A 24837-nucleotide genomic window follows, 5' to 3' on the forward strand; every position below is an offset into this window, starting at 1 on the left:
ACAGATGATAAATGAAAGTACATCTGCCTCCGTAATTTTTAAGAAATCCTTAAGCAAATTACGTAAAAACAGCATGCATTGCTACACTTGTTCAACACATGCCGCCTTTTTCATCTAAACATTTTTGATCAGTTCTTGTATCCTTGTAAGCATATCTTCCTTATATAAACCGCCGCCTTGGGCAATGCTGGATCCAACATTTCCCTTTAAATGATACGTATCCGCAAGCATCTCATACACTGCCTTCACATCCAAACCATTGCCTGGATTTGCAGCAACGACAATATGCGCATTATCATACATCTTGCCAATCAGAATTACCGCCTTCTGATATGTATCACATAAGAAGGAAGCCATTTTTACTAACGATTTATTATCAATATCCTCAAACTGTTCAATGATCAGCTGTTCTTCTCTTTGCCCCAGTTCCTTAGCCAGCATCTTATAGTATTTTTGTTTCCAATCACTTACTTCATTATGAAGTTTCCGCGTTTCATTAATGATACGTCCCACACCGGTATCTAAATACAGATGCGAAATTGCTAATGAATGACTGACTTCATCCAACACCTTATAACGGCGTTCTACACAATCCAATAACTGATCACCGACTAGATATTTGATTTTATACCCCTTATTGGTTTTCTCAAAACCACGAATAAACAACAATTGTAAATAACGTAAAGAAGGGACGTGCATACAACCACATAACGTATAATCTAGGGCTCCGATGCGAACGATACGCAAATCGTCACGCATGACATCCTTTTGTGGCAGATGTGCCAAAGCTTCTGCTCTTGTCGGATATAAAATACTGACATTCAGATCATCGCGAATAAGTCCGTTACATAGCACTTGCAATTCAATTGCCATTTTTTCATTGAAATCCGGAAAATCAAATTCCACATCATTTTCTTCATCCCCGACATGATGAGCCAGGGTGTGTACCTTATAAACATTACTCAATACAGCACTGATAAGATGCTGTGCCGTATGTATTTGACATTTACGGAAACGTTCATGCAAATTGATGCTCATAAAAACAGCACCTTCTAACTTCACATCCAGCAAATGCCATACATAGCCATCTTTTTTCTTAAGACCAAGTACCATATGGTTATCCATCATTCCAATATCACTTGCCATACCGCCACTTTCTACATAGAAAATCGTATCTTTACAGGCATGCCAGTATAACCCGTTTTCTTCCTCAACCTTAAGAACCTTGGTGTTTAATTCGGTTTTAAAGCAATTATCATAAAGTTTATTATACATAAGCGTTCCTCCTTTTTTTATTATCTTTAATTTTATCACAAATTCATCATTATTTCACGGCTATCCTTTCTTTATAATATGTGAAATCATGGGTTTCTATGACTATGCCATATCTTGTACGATATATCGCTTTCATAGTATTGATAATTTTGTGTGAATCCTAAATCTTGCATGTATAAGATTTATGAACAAACGTAATCATTTGTTTTCTTTTGAAATTCGCCTAATCATCTTGAGTTTGTAACATATCGTGATATAATGAATAGGCAAATCACAAGGAGTGGTAGAATGAATCAGGTTGCTGAAAACTGGAAAGATTATGAGTGCATGGACACAGGAAATGGCGAAAAACTGGAACGTTGGAAAGATATTATCTTACGTCGTCCTGACCCTCAGGTTATTTGGCCGATTGCTGAAGAAGATGCGCTTTGGAAACAGCCTCATGCCCACTATCATCGCAGTAAATCCGGCGGTGGCAGTTGGGAATATAAAAAGAAGTTTAAAGACAGCTGGACCATCGAATATAAAAATCTTCGTTTTAAAGTTTCACCAACCGGATTCAAGCATACCGGATTGTTTCCTGAACAGGCAGCCAATTGGGATTTCATGATGGATAAGATCAGTCATGCGGATCAAGATATCCGTGTCTTGAATCTATTTGCCTATACCGGCGGTGCCACAATGGCATGCGCCAGTGCCGGGGCAAGTGAAGTCGTACATGTGGATGCCAGTAAAGGGATGGTAAATTGGGCGAAAGAGAATATGATGCTCTCCCATCTGCAAGATCGCAAGATTCGCTTTATTGTTGATGATGTCTTGAAATTTGTTCAGCGTGAAAAACGCCGGGGCAGAACCTATCATGCCATCATCATGGATCCCCCAAGTTATGGCAGAGGTCCTAATGGTGAAGTCTGGAAAATTGAAGAACAGCTATATCCTTTAATTTCCGCCTGTCTTGAAATCTTGGACGAGGATCCTCTATTCTTCTTGGTGAATTCCTATACAACAGGTTTTCCGCCAACAGTCCTTTACAATCTACTGCATGCTACCATTGCCCGTAAACATGGCAACGGTTATATTGAAGCCGGTGAAATCGGTTTGCCAATCACACGCAGCCAAACAATTTTACCTTGTGGTATATATGGAAGATGGGTTAAAGAATAAGGAGAGTTTAGGAAAGTATGAAACATTTTAAAACATTGGCACTTGCATTCTGTGCCGCTGCACTGTTAGTTGGATGCAGCACAAAAGATGCGAAAGAGGATGTTATGAAAAACACCAAATCCTTTATTGATGATGTGAAGGATAAAGTGAATGTAACTGGCGTAGAATATTATACCGGAGAAAGTCTGTTTTACAATGCAAGCGATAATGATCCACAGGTATTAGTAGGTGATGGAACGATCGTTCATATCAGTGCTGATACAAAGGATGGTAAGAAAGCTAACATGTACTACAGCATAAAAGAAGATGGCAAGATGGAAGAAATCGTAAAATTTGCCAAAGATGAAAAAGGCAAGGAAATCCCTGCCGGAGAATATGCTGTTTATTCTGCTGAAAACGAAGTAAAGGATTGGCAGAAATTATCAAAAGAAGAAGTCAGCGAAATCGCTAAATAAAGCAAAAGAAAACAGTATCTCATAGAAGATAACTTGTACTCTTGACAGTGTAGCCATGTGAAAGTGGCTATGCTTTTTTTATGCCTACACAATCATGGCAAATTATCATTTATTACAAGATATGGGTAGATATGCCATCTTCCTTTTCACATAGCGTCATTCACTGTATAAAAACCCCCTATAAGACTTATACGTTTTTTGTATGTGTCTTACAGGGGGTATGATGTTGTCCTTTTCTACATATCTATGAAACCTTTTACGATAGCAGTAATTGTCATACCAAAATGGTCCATATCCTTTATATGGGTATACTACCTTACGTATTATTCCATATTGGCGTGACGGCCAAACATGGTATCACTTGTCATGTTGCGCTTTTCCATCAACATCATCACAGCAATATCCATGAAAATCCCTTCACTTTGCTCAAATAAAGACCCCATCGGCTGAATAGATTTGATATCTCCTTGTTTGGCACTCTTAGGTGATGGAGCACTGATTTCTACGACGACATCCGCCATCTTTGCTATCGTAGATTCTGTATTGATGGTAATTAAGGCGACACGCGCACCCATTTCTTTTGCCTTTGCGGCATGATTGACTAAACTCTTTGTCTCACCGGAACCACTACAGATGACCAATACGCCATTCTCTGCAATATTAGGTGTGCAAGTTTCCCCTACCACATAGCTATGAATGCCCATATGCATTAAACGCATCGCAAAGCCTTTTACTTGAAAACCACTGCGGCCGGCCCCGGCACAGAAAATTTCATCACCTTGATCGATTAAAGAAACAAATTGCTTTGCCGCTTCTTGATCAATCGCGGTTAATGTATGTGTTAATTCTTTTAAGACAATATCGGCATATTCTTTATTATTCATAATATACTCCTTCTTTCTTTTCTTAATTTCTAAATTGCTAGGTTTATCGAAGATGACGTTTCATTTCTTTCGCTGCTTCAGCACGCGCTTGTGCATTACAGATAGCACCACCTACAACAATAATGCCTGCGCCTTCTTCAACGATAGCATCAATGGTAGAAAGCTTTACGCCACCGGCTACTGCAGATTGGGCATGCTGAATTACGCGATTCACAATCTTTAGTTCATCCAACGGATCTTTTCCACTGGATTGTACATCAAATGCCGTATGCACACAAATATAATCAACACCCATGGCATCAATCTCTTTTGTACGCTCTTCCAAATTTTTAACAGCAATCATATCAATCATTATCTTCCCATGATATTTCTTTGCTGCCTTTACAGCACCAAGAATCGTTTCATCATTACTGGCACCTAATACCGTAACGATATCCGCACCGGCTTTAAAAGCTGTTTCGGCTTCTAATTCACCGGCATCCATAATTTTGGCATCTGCCAATACTTCAATATCAGGAAAGTGTTTCTTAAATTCACGCACGGGGCGCATTCCTTCTTCGATGATAAAGGGAGTTCCCACCTCCGCAATATCGACACTGCCTTTGGTTTCTTCTAATAATGTAAGGCAATCTTCTAATGTTAATGTGTCTAAAGCCACTTGTAATTTCATATGCTGTTTCGCTCCTTTTTCTAACTGCTTATAGGATAGTACGTTTTCTTTTTAATCGCAATAATCACTTTTGTTTTTTTAAAAGAAAAAGCATTATTTCTTTGTTTTCATCTTTAATCACAAAATTTAACCAATTTTTACAAGCAAAAACCAAGCAATGCTTGACATGACACACAACTTGTCTTACGATGAAGAAAGCAAAACAAAGAATGGAAAAGGAGGTTTCTTATGTCAAAAAATACCGATACCAGAAGAGATGAAATTTATCGCCTTATTTTAGCAGAAGGCTCCGTTCGTGTGAATGAGTTAGCTGCACGCATGGAAGTCACAACGGAAACGATTCGTAAGGATCTGAATGCCATGGAAGAGCGCGGATTAATTGTCAAAACGCATGGCGGTGCTGAAATCTTAAACAGCTATTATCAGTTGCCTTTGGATGTGAAATTGAATGAACATGCTTATGAAAAACAACTGATTGCAAAAGCGGCATTATCCTATATTCGTGATAATTCTATCATCTTTCTTGATCCAGGCAGTACGACCTTATATCTGTCTAAATATTTACGTCTAAAGAAAGGCTTAACCGTTGTTACCAATTCATTGGCGATTGCGGAAATCATCTCCGAAACACAACATGATCTTATCATTGCCGGAGGTAAACTGCAAAAACGGGGAAAATCAACCATTGGAACCTTTGCGACTCATATCATCGATACAATTGTATTTGATACTTGTTTTCTAGGCTGTGATGGTTTTTTGAATGGACCGACAACCTTTTCTCATGAAGAATTGGAAGTAAAACAGCATGTCTTAAAACGCAGTGAAACCAGCATCCTATTGTGTGACTCCAGTAAATATCAAAAGCATTCTACCTTTACCTTTGCACAGTGTCAGGAATTTGATGTCATGATAACAGATGCAATCAGTGAAAAAGATGCTGCCGTTGTCAAAGGCATTGCGAATATCATCGTAGCAGAATGATCAATTGCTTTTTAACCTTTCAAAATTGATAGATTACTTTTTCCCTGAATAGTTTTCATCTAGTAGTACTTATGGTATAGTAAGGGTGTTAAAAAGTGAGGTTTTCTTATGAATGTAACATTATTAGCTACCATCCTTGCCATTAGTTTTTTTAGCATTGGGGTTTATGCATATCGTCGCAAAGAAGCCATGTGGTTTTGGTCAAGTCCTACCTATCAACAATTAACGTTTCATGATCCTGTTACATTTAATCATAAAACTGGTATCATGTGGATGTTGTTTGGCATTGCTTTTTTCCTTCCTGTACCATTTCGCTATTTCCATTTCTTTAAAGAAAACATCTTCATCATGTTATTATCCTGTATTCTGACCATTGGCTTATTCGTGATGATGATCTATTGGCATCATTTGTATCAGATACACCGTAAATAAGCCTTACATAAACTGTTTCTTTATATAAACGATAAAAAAGAAGTCTCTTTCATCGTGTGTGCAAACAGTAATCAAAACACGCTATCAGACTTCTTTTTTTGACTTATGCTATTTATTTATATCATTGTATCCTTTTTCTAATCCTGCTGACTTCTAACATATAAAGATATTTAGTCATCCATTTGCTGAATATGGGCGATAATTTGTTGCATGATTTCTACGCGGTGAAAAGGTGTTATTAAATAAAACCCATCCACAAAGGATGCCATTTCATCAATGGTTGCCTTCGCTATCGTAACCGCCAACACTGCCGCTTCTTCCCTGTTTTTATGCTCATAGCGAGATAAGATGGCATCATCTACTTCAATACCGGCAATCTCATTTTTCATATACAATGCATTGCGATAAGAGACGATAGGCATCACACCGCCTAAGATCCATGCATCCAATTCACGATGAGCTTGTTGTAAATTTTGCAGACCCTTGGCCGAATGAATCGGCTGTGTTAAAAAAGCTTGTACACCCTGCTGTATTTTTTGTTTCGCTTTTAATAGCTCCTGCTTAAAATTTGCAGCATTCACATTTAAAGCGCCAAAAATCAAAAAAGGATGAGGGAAGGTAGTTTCATTTAAGTCGCGTATATAACCAGCCAATAATTGTGAGTTAAAGCTGAATACACCTTTTACTTCCTGACGATCTGCCGCCGGTATAGGATCTCCTGTTACGACCAACACATTATAAATATCTTCAATATTTAACCCAAACAACAAAGCTTTTGTCGCATTAATATTACGATCACGACATGTCATATGCGGTATGACATCTATGCCTAATTCACGGTGCAATTTGCAGGCCAACAAAGAACTATCTACCCGTGCACGGGCAATCGGACAATCGGCAATCGTAATTGCGTCTATTCCCTGCTCCTTGAGATATTCCGCATCATTCATAAATCGTTCGATACGGCAATCCATGGGTGGATCAAATTCTACACATATGACTTTTTCTTTTCTTTGTAATTTTTTGCGCAAAGGATTGCAATCCTTATAAAGAACCGGATCATTCGCTGCCGGTGTGGGAAGTGATAACACAGCTTCTTCTTGTAATCTTTCTTTGATCTTTTGAATATAAGAAGGCTTGCTACCGCAGCAGCCACCCAAGATACGAACACCCATACTGCTGATTTTTTCCATTTCCTGCGCATAATAGCTACTATTATCACGAAAATACGTATGGTTGGCTAAAATTGTCGGATAACCGGCATTTGGCATGATGAGAATGGTATCTTTCTTTGTATCAAAATACTTCAATAAACGGCGCATATGCATCGGCCCGCAAATACAATTCAAGCCAAAGCCATGAATATTTTCATCTTCATGTGCTGCTTTCACCAATTTCGTCAAAGGTACCCCTTGCTGCGTATAGCCATCTGCTGTCACAGCAAAACTTACTAGTACGCATACATGGGGACAACGCTCTTTCAGATATGCCGCTATTTCATGAATACCATGATCATTAGGCAAAGTTTCAAATAGAAAACAATCTGCACCCTCTTCTAAAAAAACATCCACCAATTCTTTATATTGCGTAAAAGCACTGCGCGTTCTCGTCTCTACACAGGGACCGATATCCGCAAAGACAGATGCCTGATAAGGGGTTGCTACGCGCTTGGCAATACGATAGCCTTGCCTTAACAACTCTTCTCGTTTCGCCTTACTACAATCCAAGACTGCCTCATTCATCGCAAAGGTATTTGTTTTGATGGCATTTGCTCCCGCCTTCAGATATTCTTCATGAATAGCAGCCACTCGTGTTGGAGCTTTTACATTCGCCATTTCACAAGGCTCTTCATTGCCGTATAAGGATGCATAATATGTACCAAAAGCACCATCAAATAACAAGCGCTTTTGTTTCATGAACAATGGATGCATCACCCAAACACCTCCTTTGCGATATCTGCGCTTGCTTTTGCATCTTTTGCATAATAATCAGCCTGCACTTTATCCGCATATTCTTGACTGACAACAGCACCGCCAATCATGATCTTACAAGGATGCTTACATGCATGCAGTGCTTGAATCGTTTCTTCCATAGCAGCGAGTGTCGTCGTCATTAATGCACTTAATCCAATCAAGGGTATTTGCTTTTCGACTGCCGTTTTTACAATTATATCTACTGGAACATCTTTTCCTAAATCAAATACCTGATAGCCGTAATTTTCCAAAACGACTTTTACAATATTTTTTCCTATATCATGAACATCTCCGCGTACCGTAGCCAATAAAATTTTGCCTTTGGTGATGGTCGTCTTTCCTTGCCGTTGCAATTGCTGTCTAATTTCATCAAAAGCGGCCTGTGATGCACTAGCTGCATTGATAAGCTGAGGAAGATATAGTTGCTTGTTTTCATACAAATTTCCTACCTTATCAAGTGCCGGTATCAGATACGCATCAACGATCGTCAATGGTGTTTCCTTTTCCAATAACTTCTTACATAATGCTCTGGTTTCTTCCTTTAAACCTTTTTGAATCGCCATATCTATCGTGATGCCAGCTTTTTCATTCCCTTTGTTTTGTTCACCATCTTTTTGCTCAGCAAAGCGTTCAATATACGCTTGGGCATCAACATCCAAACCATGCAATACGCGAAAACTATACACTGCCTCCATCATCGCGGCATGATTTGGATTGATAATCGGCATATTCAATCCGGCACTCAAAGCCATGGTAAGAAAACTCTGATTTAATAAGAGGCGTCTTGGTAAGCCAAAAGAAATATTAGATACTCCTAATACTGTAGGTACCTGTAATTTTTCTTTCACCATATGTAATGTTTTTAATGTTTCAATGGCGCTTTTTTGCTGCGCAGATACCGTAAGTGTCAGACAATCAATAAAAACTCGTTCTTTTTCTATATGATATTGTTGCGCTGTAGTAAGAATGCGCTTTGCAATTTGATATCGTTTTGAGGCATCGTTGGCAATCCCTTGTTCATCCAACGTCAACCCTACCACATTTGCCCCATATCGCTCAATGAGCGGTAAAATCTGTTGCATGCTAGATATTTCTCCATTCACTGAATTTACAATGGCAATTCCATTATATATCCGTAAGGCTGCTTCAATAACCGCTGGATCTGTAGAATCAATTTGCAAAGGAACATCAACCAACGTCTGTAAATGACGAATTACTTCCACCATCATCTGTTTTTCATCAATTCCCGGCAACCCCACATTTACATCCAACACTTCCGCACCTGCTTCTATCTGTTCCATAGCAATCGCTGCAATTTCATCTAAATCATGATCAAGTAATGCCTGTTTCATCCGTTTATTTCCGGTTGGATTAATGCGTTCTCCAATGACCCGCACCTCATCCATTGTTACACATTTGGTTGGTGTACAAACACAGGATGGTATTTTTTTCGCAACCATTGTTCCTGTCATAGCGTGCTGTTTTAATTCGGCAATAAATGCAGGCGTTGTACCGCAACAGCCACCTATATAACGGATAGGCAAATGTGTAAAACGCTGTAAACTATTCGCAAACTCATGCGCTTGCATCGCATAAGTATTTGTTAATGGATCCGGTAGCCCGGCGTTTGCCTTGACAATGAGAGGCAGGTTTGTATACGCGGCCATTTCTTCCACGATTGGCAACAGATCATCTGGCCCCAATGAACAATTGACGCCAACGGCATCGACCCTTAAACGTTCAGCTAACAAGGCAAAGCTGGCAGCACAACATCCGGTAAATGTACGATGATCTTTTTCAAAACTCATGGTCACAAAAATTGGCAAATTGCTATTCTCTTTCGCCGCTAAAATAGCTGCCTTAACTTCCATCAGATCACTCATTGTCTCAAACACGATTAAATCAGCACCCGCTTGTTCCCCGGCCATTACCATTTCCTTAAAAATATCGTATGCTTCATCAAACGTTAAATAGCCATTTGGTTCCAGTAATTCGCCAATCGGTCCTATATCAAGCGCTACTCTTGTTGTTACATTGGCTGCTTTTTTAGCTTGTTGGATAGCCGAAGTTATAATTTTCTGTACACTAAAACCACTCTTTTTTAATTTTTTACGATTTGCCTGAAACGTATTTGCATAAATGATATCTGCACCACTTTCCACATACGCTTTATGAATACTTGTCACAATATCACCATGATGATATCCGAATACTTCGGGCAATTCTCCCGGTGTTAATCCTTTTTCCTGCAGCATGGTTCCCATCGCACCATCTAATAATGTTATCACCGCCTTATCTTTCACAAACAGTTCCTCCTTTACGATATTCACAGTGTTCTTTCAATGCACATACGCGACATCCGCGAACGATAGCTGGCTGTACTGTTTTCGCAATGCCGATAATCGCCGTAACACTTTTTTCCGGCACTAGCATGCAGGATTCACTAACGTGTAAACCAATTTTTCGCTCAGCATCTACTACCTGTAAAAAAGTTTTTTGTGTACTCACTGGCAAATCTCCATAACCACAAGAAAAACGATCGGTCAAGAACGCTTGTCGTTTTGCATATTGTCTGCGAAGCTGTTCATTTACATCATCACAAACTGCTTCAATCATTGCATTCGCGCAGGCATTATACACATATGCTTTTCCCATATCACTGATTTCCAACGCACGTAGGCGCCTGTCTGTTTTAATCCCTAAGGTAGCGGCCATGATGATAACAGCATGGCTTTCTTTCAATAAGGCCTGTATGCTCTTCCCTTGCAGTTTTATATAACGGCATTGATGATTTTCTAATGGAAGTGTTCGATAAATGACCTGACATCGCACATCTTGATTAAGAAGTGTCATCATCTCTTCCATTTGCTTATGAAGAAGTTCATCCATCATCTGACTACCCAGATAATGTAAGATATCTTCTTCCTTCACCTTTGGCGTTTTCCATAGCATAAAAAAGCCTCCTTTCAAAAAAACTTTCATCCTTAGGACGAAAGTTTATCGTGTTACCACCTAATTTCATCACTGTTCTTCAGTGACCTCATGAAGCATACCTATGCTCCTGCCTGTAACGCAGCATTTACGCTTTTTTCTACCATATCGAAAAAAGTAGCTCCAAGACCATCTTCTCAGGACATTCCCTAATCTTTTTTCACCATGGCAAGATTCGCTGTATAGTTCTTATCCTGTTACTCTTCTCTTCAACGCATTTTATTGCCTAATTTTACCATTGCGAATCACATTCGTCAATAAAGAGCGATGAAATACCATAACATCCTATTATTCCTATAAAGAATTCATTCTATAAAAGAAGTTGAACATTTCAATTGTCCATGTATTGACACTTCCTTCTTTTTTTGAAGAAAACCATTTCTACAAAGCAGTAATCGAGTAGGGTGAAATAAATCACCCTCTCACACCACCGTACGTACGGTTCCGTATACGGCGGTTCGTTTTAATTTCAAAGTGTGTCTCTCTATATAGTAGTCTAAACAACTGACTAGTCCTTTTGGGGCTAGTTTTTCTTTTGATATTGCTTCCTCTCTTCCATACCTCACGATACGAAACTTGCAAGTCGCTCTTGGGTTCGTCGATAACTACGCCCCGAGGGATTTTCACCCTAGATATGTGGCATGCCCAACACACAACAAAAGATGACCTATCTTAAGATAAGCCATCTATCGTATCTCGATCTACATCTTCATGATCGAGAGAAAGGTTCGCCTTTTTTTACATTTGAAAGATACGTTCTTAACTTCTACTGATTTTAGCGTTTTGTACCATGATCACATCGCCGTTTGTTAGCGTAACTGTCTCGCTCATCAAATTATACTTCCCTTTATATGGGTTTGCATCAAAATATGTATTCCGATATACATAATAGGATGCCGTATCTGCATATGCACTGCTATTTGGTTTCAGCTTCTTGATCGTATAGGTCCCTGCCGCTATGTCTTTCCCTACGCGATAGGTTCCTGAACTTTTTATCGCTATCTTTGAAGGGGCCTTCGTGATCTTGCAATTCATCAATTGTACATATTGCCCCTTCCTTAATGTAACGAAGCCATTCCCCGGATATTGTGTCGTCTTTGTTGGACGATAATAGCTGCCATCATTATAAATTTGATAAGCTGGCAGATTCCTATTGATCGATGTCAAAAGATACTCTCCCGCCGGGATATTCACTCCGACCTTATACCAGCCGGGGTTATATGTACTGCTTGTTGGATTCTTCACCGTTACCTTGACCGTACGCTTCACACCATTCACCGTCGCCGTATAGCTAGCTGTACCGATATACATCGCCTTGATCGTACCATCTGATTTTATGCTGGCTGCATGTTGATTCGATGTCGTCTTCCATGATATATAGGAAGGCTTTGGAGAAGCGCTGATACCGATCTTAGCACTGCTTCCATAATTCAGCGTGATGCTTGTCTTATTGATGTTGAAATATGGATTTGTGACCGTAATGCTTACCGTTCTCGTGATGCCGTTCGCTCTTGCCGTGATCTTCGCTGTTCCTTTGGCTTTCGCTGTGATCGTAACATACGTTCCGCTGCCAGATACCGTAGCTACTTTGGCATTCGATGTTTTCCAGCTCACCTTGGCATATGGTGATACCTTTCCTGACACTTTCAGCTTCCCGCCGACTCCAAGGGTCGCTTTGGATGCATCCAGCGTAAAGCTTCCATTGTTCACGTTTACCTTGAGCGTTCTCGTGATGCCGTTTGCTTTCGCACTTATCGTTGCACTTCCACTTTTTTTAGCAAGGATGACTCCTTTTGTATTCACGGAGGCCACCGCACTGTTGCTTGATCTCCATGTGATCTTTGCTGTTGGCGCTGCTTTCGGCTTCACTATATAAGACTGCCCTTTGCTCAGCGTGATCTTGGAAGCATTCAAGGTGAAGGACGGATTCTTAACCGTGATCGTGCTCGTATATTTCTTAGCACCTATCGCTGCCTTGATCGTCGTCTTGCCGGCCTTTACTCCTGTGACCGTTCCTGTTGCGGATACTTTCGCAATCTTCGTATTGCTGCTGCTCCATTTCACTTTTTGCGTGTTTCCCTTCATGCTCAGCTTATAGCTCTTGCCTTTATACATCGTCACGCTTTTCTTGCTCATATAAGGTGTTTCCACCTTTACGCTGCAGCTATATGTCTTACCGGATACTTTCGCATATATTTTCGCACTGCCATTCTTAACTGCCTTTACTGTTCCTTTTGAACTTACGCTGGCGATCTTTGCATTGCTGGAAGACCAGCGGATCTTCTTCTTGTTGTTATTCAGTCTGAGCTGATAGCTCGTTCCCTTTATCATCTTGAGCGATGATCTGTTCAACGCGACCTTCTTGGTTGCTGCTTGGATCACTGCTTGTTCTGATGGCAGGCACTGCAATCCGGCCGTTCCGCCTAGACAAAGACCGAGCGCAACAAGCAGGTATTTCATTGCTTTCCTCATTATTTATCCTTCTTTCTTTGCTTTCTTCTTGAGTACCAATAGCACCCCTGCACAACCGATCATCGCAAATCCGATAAGCTGTGCGATTCCTTTGCCTCCCGTTATCGGTATCCAGAAATTCTTAACATTATACACCGTCATGTGGATCTCATCCTTTTCCCCTGCTCCTGTCGTCGTGATATGGATCTGATCTTCCTCTTTTGTCTGAGTGATATCCTTTCCATTCACCTTCACCAGCAGCTTGCCTGTTCCTTCTTCCCTCGTTATCTCGAGCTTGATGATTCCTTCTAACAGCTTATAGCCTTTCGGTGACCTTGTTTCCTTTAGATAATAAGTACCTGCTCTTAGATCTTCTATGAACAGTCCTTCTTTTTCTTCGCTTACATAGCTTCCCACGATATTCGTCATCTCTTCATTGCTATATAATGTGAATTCCGCTCCTTCGAGGGCTTCCTTATCGTGATTCATCTTACTGAGGTATAGATCGAGCTTCTTCGGTGTATATACGTTCGTAAAGGTAAAGCTGATGTTTTTATCCAACTTATCTTCTTGCTGTTCTGTCTTGATCACATATTCCACGTTCGTCTGCTTCTCTTCTACCTTATATGTTTCCCCTTGTCTCAGCCCTTTGAAGAATACCGTCTGATTTCCCTTTAACGGAAATTCTCCTTGTTCATTTGTTTTATATGTACTTTCTGAATTTCCGATAGGTATGACATAAATTGCATCTTTTACTGGTTCGTAGACTTCCCCATTCTTTCTGCTCAATACAAAGGTGAACTTGATATCATCCATCGGTATCTCATCCGTCGTATTCTCTATAAGCTTCGTGACAGATAGAACCCCTTCTTCTTTTATCGGTTCATTGACGAATGGCAATATCTCGACGTTATCTCCTACGACCTTATCCTCATACCCTGTCGTGCTCACCGGGGTCTTTTGGATATAGCCAGGCTTCGCCTCTTCCTGTACATCATACAGCGTTCCCGGTTCTATTCCGATAAAGATCGCTGTTTGATTCGCCTTCAATGTGAAATAACCATGTTCATCCGTCTCATATGTTTGATCATCCACACGTTTGCCGCTTACGCTATTATATAAATAATATCTTGCGCCGCTCCATGCTTTCTTTGTATGATCCATCAATAAGAAACGGAACGTATCCTCTGATGTGCTGTTATCGCTCAATGTCTTGTTGACCCCGAAAGAGGCGATCGCATTGGTATATTGCACTGCTGTTACCGGTGCCTGGGTCGCTCCGCTCTGCTTCACATCGCCAATTACTCGCCAGCCATCTGCTTTTTCTTCAGCTACTTCATAATCGATATTCGTCTTGATTTCCTTAAAGACAGCGCTCTGTCCGCCTTTTAAGGTAAACTTACCGTTTTCATCCGTCCTTGCTTCTTTCAGCTCTTCGCCGCTGACATTGTCCTTGATCGTATAGATCTCATTTGCATAAGGTTTTCCTTCCAGCTTCAAAATAAAGTGGAATGATGTTTCTTCTTCGAATACATATCCTTGTGGATATGAGATACGCTTTGTCACAACTAGATCCGTTGTCTTCTTCTCTACATTCGGTACATAGAGATTGACAAATTCTACTCTGCTGCCATCTGGTTTGATCGTACCTGTGGCAGAAGTCCCCGCTGCCGGAGAGATCTGTTGAAAGTTCTCTTGCGGCAGCTCGAAGATCTCATAGGATACACCATTACCGACATATTCAAATTTTGCGGTATGTTCCCCATATAAGGTAAAGTTACCATTACGATCCGTCATGAACGGGATCTTATTCGTCGTATCTGAAGATATCGTACCATCACTATGATTAAATACCTCATCTCCATTTTCATCAAACACACGGTATTGTTCACGGTTAGCAGGCTTTCCACCAAGCTTCAAAACAAAGTGGAAAGCTACATCCTTAGGTATCTCATAACGATCATCCGCACTTTCTACATGCTTAGAAATAAAGAGATCGGGTGTTTTGTTTTCTTCATTCGTGAAGGTCACATTGGTATTATCCTGTGCCTGTACCGCTTGCATCCCTGCGACCATGCAGAAAGCAGCAAGCAGAATGACTCCTATTCGTTTTAGATATTTCATTTAATATTGCTCCTTTCTGTTATGGTTGCCATTCGATGATCACTGTGTCAGGTGCCCCCCAAGGAGAACCTGAAAGCTCACCTTCTGATTTACCTTGAATGATGATTTTATCAAGATTCCTACAGCCGTAGAAAACGTAATTACCTACTATACTTGTAACTGAATCTGGGATTATCAAGTCCCCGGTAAAACCACTACAACCATAGAAGGCAGTACCTTCTATACTTGTTACACTATTTCCAATTGTTAACGTTCCATTGAATCCTTTACAACCATTGAAGGCAGAGCTTCCTATACTTGTTACTGAATTTGGAATTACCAAGTCTCCTGTGAATCCACTACAATCCTGGAAGGTACTATTTCCTATACTTGTTACACCATTTCCAATTGTTAATGTTCCATTAAATCCACTACAACGATCGAAGGCATAATTCTCTAGACTCGTTACTGAATCTGGAATTATCAAGTCTCCTGTGAAACCTTTACAAACACTGAAGGCAGAATTTCCTATCTTTTTTACACTGTTTCCAATTATTAAATTTCCTGTGAATCCAATACATCCAGCGAAGGTATTATTTTCTATACTGGTTACTGAATCTGGAATTACCAAGTCTCCTGTGAATCCACTACAATCCTCGAAGGTATTATTTCCTATCCTTGTTACACCATTTCCAATTGTTAATGTTCCATTAAATCCACTACAATTTTCAAAAGCAAAACTTCCTATACTGGTTACTGAATCTGGGATTATCAAGTCTCCTGTGAAGCCTCTACAACCTTGAAAAGCACTCTCTTCTATTTTGGTCAATGAATCCGGGAGCGTTAACGTTCCATCAAATCCTTTACAACCATGGAAGGCATCAAGCTTTATCGTCGTTACTCCTTCTGGTATTTTTAAATCCCCGGTTAATCCGCTGCATCCCGAGAATGCAAATCTTCCGATCTCTGCTACTGATTCCGGTATCGTTAAGGTTCCTGTTAGTTTTTCACAGTTGAAGAATGCATGATCACCTATGAGCGTGATCGTATCCGGCATCTTTATGCTGGTGATCTCTTGGTTTCCGCTAAATGCGTCAGTGCCGATCGCATTTATTATCCGTAGATTTCCATCCACTAATATTGTTTCAGGTATCACCACATCTCCTGTATTCAAGATAACTGCTTCCTGCGTTTCTGCATCGATCACTCCATTTTCGACCATATCTCTGGTCAGGGTGATCGTTCGGGCTATCTTTAAGGTCTTTGCTCTTTCTATGGATCGTCCTGTCTTCTTATCTGTATAAGTGAACATCAGATCAAATTGATCTGTTTTCGTTGGTACCGTCGTCTGATCTATCTCATAATCGCTTTCCTGCAACAGTTCCATCGTTCCATCTGAATAGATTACCTTGACCCTAAAGTCTGCTTTATCTATTTGACTGTTTTCTGAATAATATTTGCGATCGCTCTCTATCGATAGATCCGCTATGATCACCGGTGCCTTTGCTTGTATCAGCATCACATTATTCGATAATCGTGTCGTATCCTTGCTTCCCGTCATATCGGTCAAGACGAATGGCGTATCCTGTTTCTCACTTACGGTCCAAGCTGTATCATCGCTCAGTTCTAATCTTGCATACTGATTTCCTTGCAGCTTGATCTCTCCTGTCGCTCCCGTATTTCCTGTTCCTATTTGTTCCTTCGTCCTTGCATCATAGATCACATAATTGATATTCGTTCCTTTTCTGCTCTCTAGGATATCCTCTAAGCTCGTGATCACTTCTTGCTTGGAGCGTGTGACCTGTCTCAGCTCGAACGTGAATTCTTGTTCGCTGTCCACATTGAGTACTTTTGCTATCTCTATCGGTGTCGTGCGATTGCTATTGACAAATGTCGTTGCATCTTCGATATCCAAACTGCCATTATAGCTATCCGCTAATTTCAGATATCCCGACAACGTTCCCCATCCATCATCGCTTTCTTCTATGCGTTCTACGATCCGATATGTCCCTTTCGTCGCATTGCTCGGATTGATCCTTACATCCTGCTCCGTGAAATAGAGAATTGGATATCCCTTTTCAGTTTTCTCTACCGTTATCTTTCCATCTGCTTCCGTTTTTTGTATGCGATCATTGATCCATTCCGTATCGTCTCCTACGATGTATGCTACATCTCCTGCCGGATCCCATACGCTTCCATCATAGACCTCTACCCGCAAGACCAAGCGCTCTCCTGTTGGTACTTCTTCAGATCCTAGCTTCATCTTCTTTTGGATGATGGAGCTTTGTTTCTTGCCTTCGATCTGATTCGTGATGATGGCCAGCGGCTTGTTTTCTATCGTATCGCTAATCGCTCCATCATCTGCCGGCTCTTTTTGCGTGATCTCTATGAATGCCGATCCTTCCTTATATAATTTATGCTGGTCCTTGCTGTCTTCGCTCAGGCGATATCGATCATTCTTATCCAGCGAAGTGATGATGACCTGCTTCCATGCTGCGATCGTCAACGTATCGTTGGCTTCCCATGTCACTTTTTCGACCTTATTGCTCAGCGTATCTGTTACCTCTACGACCGTCCTTGTCGTTGGCCAGGTCTTCCACTTTCCGTCCTTATCCTGTACCTCCAGCTTCAGCGTCACCTTTTCTTTTTCTCGTATCGCCGGGTCGTTCTTGATCTTTTCAAGATAGGCTTCCCCTATCTTGTCGACATCGCCTTCTCCTGCGACATATTCTTTCCCGATCATCAATGTGCTTTCCGTTCCGTTCACGAAGGTTACCTTTGAGCCTTCCTTATCGATCGTTCCTTCCCCTGCTTCCTTATTGGTTGGGAAGATCTGCGGATACTCCGGATCCGGTGTCTCTTCTACCTTATAGGAGGTCCCTTCCGGTCCGACATCTTCGAAGGTCACCGTCTGTCCGTTCTTGATGGTGAAGGTCCCGGCTTCGGTAGTGGTCCCTTTCTCATCTGGTTCTCCGCTTCGCCTGATCGTATATTCTTTGTTTCCATAGACCTTTCCTTCCACCGTCAAGGTCATCGTAAATCCTCGCTCATTGATCTCCGCCAGCTTCTCTTCGCTCATTCCATTCGTATCATAGCTGACCAGCTTGGTTATGCTGATCGGACGCAGGATATGATCGTTGATGATCGTCGCATCGCTCTTCAGGGCATACAGCGGCATCGTTCCTTCTACGATCCCCTGGATCGGCTTATAGTTATCCATCGGATCATCGATCTCTTCGATCTTGAAGCTCTTTCCTGCTTCGAATCCTTTGATCTTCACTGTTTTCCCTGCCAGCTTCACCGTGAATCGCCCTGCTTCATCCGTCGTTCCGCTTTCTGTTCCTTCGCTGCCATCTTCGTTCAGCATGACCCATTGTGCATTTGCGAACGCTCTTCCATCGGCATATACCTGGAACGTAAATGCCTGCGTGCATTCTTCTGCTTCTTGATGCCTCAGTTCTTTGGTCAGATACAGGTCCTTCCATTTATAATAGTTCGTGATGCTTTCCGCATTTCCGTTTTCGGCCATCGTTCCGCTGACGCTGTCCTTCCCTGCTTCCGTGAACCAATCCTTGCCCTTTTCGATCTCTTCTATCTGATAGGCGGTCCCTTCTGCTCCCGGGAACAACGCTACGATATCCCCTGCCTTGATCCGGAATTCGCCGTTGGCATCTGTCTTCAGCTCTTCCTTATTCAGTTTCTTTGGCGTTCCGCCATCGACCCTGACGCTGTCTACCAGCCAGTATTCTGCATTTGCCAATGGTTCCCCATTCGCGCTTGCCCTGAAGGTGAAGATCTCTTTCTCGATATCTGCATCCTTGGGATGGTTTTGTAATTTCTTTTGTACGTATAGCACCGGACGATATGTATTCTTGAAGGTCCTTATCTGCTCCTCGCCCTTTTCGCTCGTTTCTGTCTCGACCTCCCAGAATGGGCTCTCTTCTTCCTCTACCGTGAACAGTACCTTGTCCTTTATCTCGAAGACGGCCTTTTCATCCGCATGCAGATAGAAGCTGCCATCTGCTTCCGTCGCATAGACACGATCCGTGCCCTGACGTTCCCAGTTCCCATCGACCTTCTTGTAAAGCTGATATTCCTGTGAGGCATATACGGAACCATTATAGGTCGCGATAAAGCGGAACTCATTATTCTGCTTATCTTTCGGTACGCTGCCGCCAAAGGATTTTACGATTTCTACCCTTTCCTTATCATGCTGCGATACCTGTACCGAGTTGCCGATCACCGTCTGCTTCGTATCGGTCCCTGCTTTTTCTAAATAATAAGCAGCATTATTATACGCATGATATGCCGGATCTTTTCCTGTGGACGTGTTGCTATGATCTGCGCTTTCCTTGGATTCATCTTCCTTCGGGGATACCATATGGATCTGGAAGGTCACTGAGCCCATATCTACGATCTCAAAGGCACTTCCATCCTTCTTCTTGCTCATATCTACGGCTACTGCCTTTACTTCTGCTAATGTATGTCCTTTTGCTTTCCATTCTGCTTCTGTATACCAGCCATTGTCCTCTGTCAATATGGTGCTTGGCAGCTCTTCTCCCGTTGAGATCCTTGCATCTCGATCCGCATTATAATAGATGATCGGTGCGACCCCTGCTTTTTCCAGCCCTGTGGTGATGACACCATCAAAGGTCCCATACCACCAGTTATCATCAAAATGCTTATCTTTTTCTTGCTCCGAACGATAGCGTGCCGCATCTTCCAAGCGATCATATACCACGATATTGCGCAGCGTATCCTTCGCGTTCCTTACCGTGATCTCATAGGTATAGCCTTCACCGGGCGCCACGACGGCTTCTTCTGAAAATACCCCAAAGCGGTCTTCATCTGCCTTGACCAATTTATCGATATTGTCACTGTTCGCGATCACCAGATCATCGACGACGCTGGTATTTGCGTACAATACCGTTCTTTCATCGGTATTGCCATCGCCATCGAGGTCTTTTCCGAATATCTTATATTCATCCTTGGAAAGGGTATCCGGATAATCCTCGCCATTATCCCGCATCACCTGATCGTCTCTGCCCAACAATGGTTCATTATCATCTTTCTCAGGCATGAAGGCGGAGATATTGGTCGCCTCATTGCAGATATCGATATCCTTCCATTCATAATAGGCACCGAAGCTGACGCCCCAGCCTTCCATCCAAAGATGATCGCTGCCACGGCTATATACGCCTGCCGGATCTGCACCATCATAATGGATATGGAAGCGCACCATCGTCCTGCCTGTTCCATTATAGTTCGTTATGACATCTTCCTTGGAATCGATGCTGACCTTGACCTGGCCTTGATCCCAGCTCTTCTCATTTCTCCAATATAACGAGTCGGTCGTCTTCACCCGGCCTGCAATGACCGGTACCGAAGGGTCATATTTCACGCCATATGGCAACAGATCATAGAAGACCACATCCGTTCTTCCCGGTGATCTTACCCCATTATCCTTTAGATAGCTTACGGCTTCTGTTCCATAGAGCTCATAGCCATCGTATGCCATGAGGTTATATTTCAGATGCACCCTTCCGGCTGCTGCATCGTTCCAGCTCGTTCCGTATTTATAGGATCCCGCGTTCTTCTGCACCGAGGTCAGATATGCAAATGCATTATCCCTCATGAGCAACACGCCATATAGATCTTTGGTTCGTTCTATCAGTTCCGGTTCTGAATAATTTCCACCTTCAGCTGATGTATCATGGAAATAGGCACCAAGGACCCCATCTTGTTTCTTCTGTCCCATGATGCCGGCTATGTTCTCCAAGGTCACCGTCTGCTCGCTATCCTCATCCTTTACCATTTCTTTGAATACCGGGGAATCATGCTGGATCCGTACGTTCAGATCGATCGAACATGTTGAGCGATAGTTCACGGATTCATGTTCCACCTTGACCCTCCATGGTCTGCGTGCTATCTGCTCCTGGGTAAAGGTATAGCTCATGCTGCCCTTATCGTTCCATGGGATCACGGCTACCTCTTCCCAGCCTGTTCCATCCTTGAACCATGCGGATACGATCGTATCCTTGGAACGTTCCGGCGCTGTCGCACTGTCTTCCCATGGGTCATAGCCGATATCCTCCTGGTTGATCCTCACCTTGCTGTAATAATAATCATCGCCATCCAATATCTTATATTCCTCTTGGGAACCTTTCGTCGGATATGCATAGATGAAGTCATCGACGGTCGTCATCACATAGCTGGCTCCTTCGATCCGTTCTCCCAGCTTTTCATCATTGGATATGCTGTGCGTGAGCGCATAGCCTCGTGTCACGCCATTTATGGTGAATGGGATGTCCCCGATATCTTTCTTTTGCTTTCTGGCTGCCTTATAGACCTCCAGCCAGCTCTTATAGGTCTCGTCGCTTCTTTTATCGACACCGATGACATCTCCATCATATACCCATTCATAATCCTTATACTTCCAAACGGTCTCGCTCTCCAGCATCTGATCCTTATCTACGTCATCATAAGGATGGGCCACGACCTGGACCTTGTTCTTTATCTGTGTATCCGGTTGGATCTCATCTTCTGGATAGGCCACCGCCACGATGATATGATTCGATGTATCTTCGTATTGGATCAGCTTATCCTTGTTCATGCCTGAGATCTTATAATAGGCATCGTCCCCTTCATAGGTCATCTTGCTGTAATCCCTGTTGAATCCTACGACCTCGCCGCCCAGATCGGGAATATCCTTCAGATACAGTTCCCATGGCTGTGTCGCGCTTCCGCGGATCTGGATCCTCCATGCCACATATTTATACTTGCCGAAGTTGTCTCCCTTATATTTGTCCGGGATGCTCGTTATGACATTGTCAAGCTGCTGCTGCGTATAGATGCCGGGACAATAGCTCTTCCCGCCCAGCGTATATGGTGTTTTTGTCACCTTTGACAGGTCGACCTTGGAATCGATGTGCCCTGTCAGAGGTGTCGAGGTCTTTTCCTCTGTCTTATCATCGAAGCTGACCGTTGCCTTTGGTGCCAGGCTCCAGGTACTGTCATCGATCAGCTCCATGATCTCCAGATCTTTATACAATACCTGGAATGCGATGTTAGCACCGGATGTGATCTTCTCATAGTTGAAGAATACCAGCTCATTTGTTTCTTCATCCAGATAATAATTGAATGGTGTGATCTTATTTCCTACCGGATCCTCCAGGGTTCCCTGTGGGATAGCGATGCTCGAAGGCAGGACGCCCTTTTTATCTCTGTCGTTGTTCAGATATGCCGGTATGCGGATCTCTACCGAGCCCTTTTCCAGGTCACGGCTATTATGAAATTCCACCTGATATTTCAATGAGAAATCATTCGTCTTTTCTACATGATATTTATCATTCTGTCCTACATAATAGGCATTGAATGTCCAATCTTCGGCATCCAGCGTTTCATACAGTGCCCTTGCAAACTCACTGTCTCGTGCATAGGCTGCACCTGCCTTTGTGCTGCTCAGCTTGTTGAGCTGCAATGGGCTCATCAGCGCTTCGCTCTTATTGGCCGCCTTCTTCACCGGCTGCTTGCCTTCTGTTTTTTGTGTCGTATTCGTTTCTGTTTTCTTTTCTGAATTTGTCTCTGTTTTCTTTACTGTATTCGTTTCTGTTTTCTTTGTTGCGTTCGTTTCTTGTTTTGTCGTTTCCTGCTTTGCTGGTCCTGCTTCCTTGCTTGCTTCTGGTGCTTCCTTTTTCTCAGCTTCTTTTTTGTATAGCGCCAGTTCCAGCTCGCTTCCTTCTTTGATCTCTATTTCTTCCTGAGCGATGATATATTTATTGTTTTTTTCGATCAGTTTCTGTTCTTCTTTCTCTCCTCGCTCTTTATCTTCCTTGTTTTCTTGCAGGATCGTATAATCTCTCAGATCCTTTTCGCTGTCGACGCTTTCATATTCGACCTTATAAGTTCCTGCTTCTGCTCCCTTGATCTCATATTCTCCTTTGATGTTGGTCAAGGTATGATAGGCAGCTTCTTTAGCAGCTTCTCCTTCTTCTATCTTATACAGGCGCACCTCCATATCAGGAAGGCCCTTTTCTCCTTCATCGAAGGTATGATCTTTATTCGCATCGAGGTAGATCCTCCCCTTTACATCCGTAAGGAGCGGTGCTGTCTTTTGCGCTCCTGCTTCCGCAGGTGTCTTTTCTTTCTCTTCTTTTAAAGCATCTTCCTTCGTTGACGTTATTTCTGGATCGGTATCCTTGGATCCTTCTATCACTTCAACGCTCCCTGTTCCTGCCTTTGTTTCTTCTTTAGCGAACATTGATGAGTTAACATTCATGAACAGCATCGATAATGCTAATAGAAACACGATAAGTTTCCTCTTATTTTTCATCACTTAGCTCACTTCCTCTCCTATGCTTGCTATATACGATGTACATGCCAAAAGCAGACAGCATTATCAATAAGGCATATAGCCCTTTTCGTGATGCATCTCCGGTCTGTGTGGTCGTGACATCTTTTTTTGGCCCCTCATGTCCATCTGTCGTCGTGGATGTATCTGGTGTTTCTGGTGTTTGTGGCTTGTGAGGTCCGTTGGGATGATCTGAATCCGTTGGGATATCCGGCTCTTCTGGTTTGAGCGGTGGATTCGGCTCATCCGGAGTGTTCGGGGTGTCTGGTGTATCTGGTGTGTCCGGTGTCACCGGCTCATCAGGTTCATCTGGATCGAGCGGTGGTGTCGGCTCGATCGGTTCCTTGTTTGGTGATGCCTTTGGTTCTATCTGCAGATCATAGCTTGGTCCTTGGATCCCGCTGCCCAATTCCTCATACATCGGTAAGGTCACCAGAAACGGATCGATCGTTCCATATGTCTCCATATCGGATGGCACCAACAAATAGATACCATTTCCTATGTCATCAAAAGACAGATGACCATTTGCATCGGTTACTTGTTTTCCCACTTTTTCCTTGCCTGATCGCTCCATCAGTTCTTTTGCGGCCTTTTGCAGTCCTTCTGCCGTATTCGGCAGGCTCATGCCATATCTCTCATACAGCTTCGCTCTTCCATCATCGCTCATCGTCCCGACCTTATACAATGTGAACGTTACCCCTGCCTTTTCTACCTCTGCTTGGGGCAGGTCCTTCAGATCGATCGCGATGCTACCTCCAGCTGCTTTGATCGATGTCAATGTCAAGACCATCAAGACCAATATGCTGCATATTTTCTGTAAGGTTTTCTTTCTCTTTTTCATCTGCTTTTCCTCATTCTTCTTTCTACTTTGCATTCCCATTATATTGATTGATACAATGCCTTATCTAAAACGATGAACGATGCTGCTTTGACCGGTATCCACCATACGGTCCTTCATGCATTGTTGGTTTCCATTGTTTCTGGACCTGTCGTCTCGAAAAAGAAGTCTCTTCTAAATGCAATGCCCTGCTCTTTCTTGCGCACTTTTTCCGATGTCCCATGATAGAATGGTAAGAACATCCTTATTTTGGAAAGAAAGAACAGAAAG

The 24837-nt window shown here is 42.4% G+C and carries 14 protein-coding genes and 1 other annotated feature; of the genes, 4 read left to right on the forward strand and 10 right to left on the reverse strand.

The features are described from left to right. Positions 1 to 114: 114 nt before the first annotated feature. Positions 115 to 1275, reverse strand: a complete 1161-nt coding sequence (locus tag EDD61_RS08055; RefSeq protein WP_020991156.1) for an alanyl-tRNA editing protein — start codon at positions 1273 to 1275, stop codon at positions 115 to 117. A 288-nt stretch (positions 1276 to 1563) separates the two neighbouring features. Between EDD61_RS08055 and EDD61_RS08060 the strand changes: the two genes are divergently transcribed. After that, complete coding sequence (locus EDD61_RS08060) at positions 1564 to 2439, forward strand: class I SAM-dependent methyltransferase (RefSeq protein WP_008979399.1); 876 nt, start codon at positions 1564 to 1566, stop codon at positions 2437 to 2439. Between the two features lie 17 nt (positions 2440 to 2456). Further along, entirely contained in the window at positions 2457 to 2894 is a 438-nt protein-coding gene (locus EDD61_RS08065; protein WP_008979400.1) for a hypothetical protein, read from the forward strand. A gap of 323 nt (positions 2895 to 3217) precedes the next feature. Here the strand turns inward: EDD61_RS08065 and hxlB are convergent, their stop codons facing one another. Both hxlB and hxlA read right to left on the reverse strand, forming a co-directional pair. Further along, on the reverse strand, positions 3218 to 3778 hold the full coding sequence (hxlB, locus tag EDD61_RS08070) for a 6-phospho-3-hexuloisomerase (protein ID WP_008687052.1): 561 nt from the start codon (positions 3776 to 3778) through the stop codon (positions 3218 to 3220). 43 nt (positions 3779 to 3821) lie between these two features. Beyond that, positions 3822 to 4448: a 3-hexulose-6-phosphate synthase gene (gene hxlA, locus EDD61_RS08075; RefSeq protein WP_119983397.1), complete on the reverse strand. Its 627-nt coding sequence runs from the start codon at positions 4446 to 4448 to the stop codon at positions 3822 to 3824. 228 nt (positions 4449 to 4676) lie between these two features. Between hxlA and EDD61_RS08080 the strand changes: the two genes are divergently transcribed. Next, positions 4677 to 5429: a DeoR/GlpR family DNA-binding transcription regulator gene (locus tag EDD61_RS08080; protein ID WP_008687049.1), complete on the forward strand. Its 753-nt coding sequence runs from the start codon at positions 4677 to 4679 to the stop codon at positions 5427 to 5429. Positions 5430 to 5537: 108 nt separating this feature from the next. Then, positions 5538 to 5861: a sodium:proton antiporter gene (locus EDD61_RS08085; protein WP_132224931.1), complete on the forward strand. Its 324-nt coding sequence runs from the start codon at positions 5538 to 5540 to the stop codon at positions 5859 to 5861. Positions 5862 to 6031: 170 nt separating this feature from the next. Here EDD61_RS08085 and EDD61_RS08090 read toward each other — a convergent pair whose 3' ends face one another. From EDD61_RS08090 to EDD61_RS08125, 7 genes are all read right to left on the reverse strand, one after another. After that, positions 6032 to 7792, reverse strand: coding sequence for a bifunctional homocysteine S-methyltransferase/methylenetetrahydrofolate reductase (locus EDD61_RS08090; RefSeq protein WP_132224963.1), 1761 nt, complete (start codon positions 7790 to 7792; stop codon positions 6032 to 6034). Then, a complete protein-coding gene (locus EDD61_RS08095) occupies positions 7792 to 10137 on the reverse strand; it encodes a homocysteine S-methyltransferase family protein (RefSeq protein ID WP_132224933.1) in 2346 nt (781 codons plus the stop codon). The genes EDD61_RS08090 and EDD61_RS08095 overlap by 1 nt, the downstream gene beginning before the upstream one ends. Then, on the reverse strand, positions 10127 to 10786 hold the full coding sequence (locus EDD61_RS08100) for a vitamin B12 dependent-methionine synthase activation domain-containing protein (RefSeq protein WP_132224935.1): 660 nt from the start codon (positions 10784 to 10786) through the stop codon (positions 10127 to 10129). The genes EDD61_RS08095 and EDD61_RS08100 overlap by 11 nt, the downstream gene beginning before the upstream one ends. Positions 10787 to 10816: 30 nt before the next feature. Continuing rightward, positions 10817 to 11047: a binding site (T-box leader), on the reverse strand. 537 nt (positions 11048 to 11584) lie between these two features. Beyond that, positions 11585 to 13297: an Ig-like domain-containing protein gene (locus tag EDD61_RS08110; protein WP_132224937.1), complete on the reverse strand. Its 1713-nt coding sequence runs from the start codon at positions 13295 to 13297 to the stop codon at positions 11585 to 11587. Positions 13298 to 13300: 3 nt separating this feature from the next. Next, positions 13301 to 15400 (reverse strand): DUF7601 domain-containing protein, encoded by a 2100-nt coding sequence (locus EDD61_RS08115; RefSeq protein ID WP_132224939.1) that lies wholly within the window; start codon positions 15398 to 15400, stop codon positions 13301 to 13303. A gap of 19 nt (positions 15401 to 15419) precedes the next feature. Then, complete coding sequence (locus EDD61_RS08120; protein WP_132224965.1) at positions 15420 to 23711, reverse strand: leucine-rich repeat protein; 8292 nt, start codon at positions 23709 to 23711, stop codon at positions 15420 to 15422. After that, entirely contained in the window at positions 23701 to 24570 is an 870-nt protein-coding gene (locus tag EDD61_RS08125; protein WP_132224941.1) for an isopeptide-forming domain-containing protein, read from the reverse strand. The genes EDD61_RS08120 and EDD61_RS08125 overlap by 11 nt, the downstream gene beginning before the upstream one ends. Between the last annotated feature and the right edge of the window lie 267 nt (positions 24571 to 24837).

Source organism: Longicatena caecimuris, assembly GCF_004341945.1.
Classification (GTDB): domain Bacteria; phylum Bacillota_I; class Bacilli_A; order Erysipelotrichales; family Erysipelotrichaceae; genus Longicatena; species Longicatena caecimuris.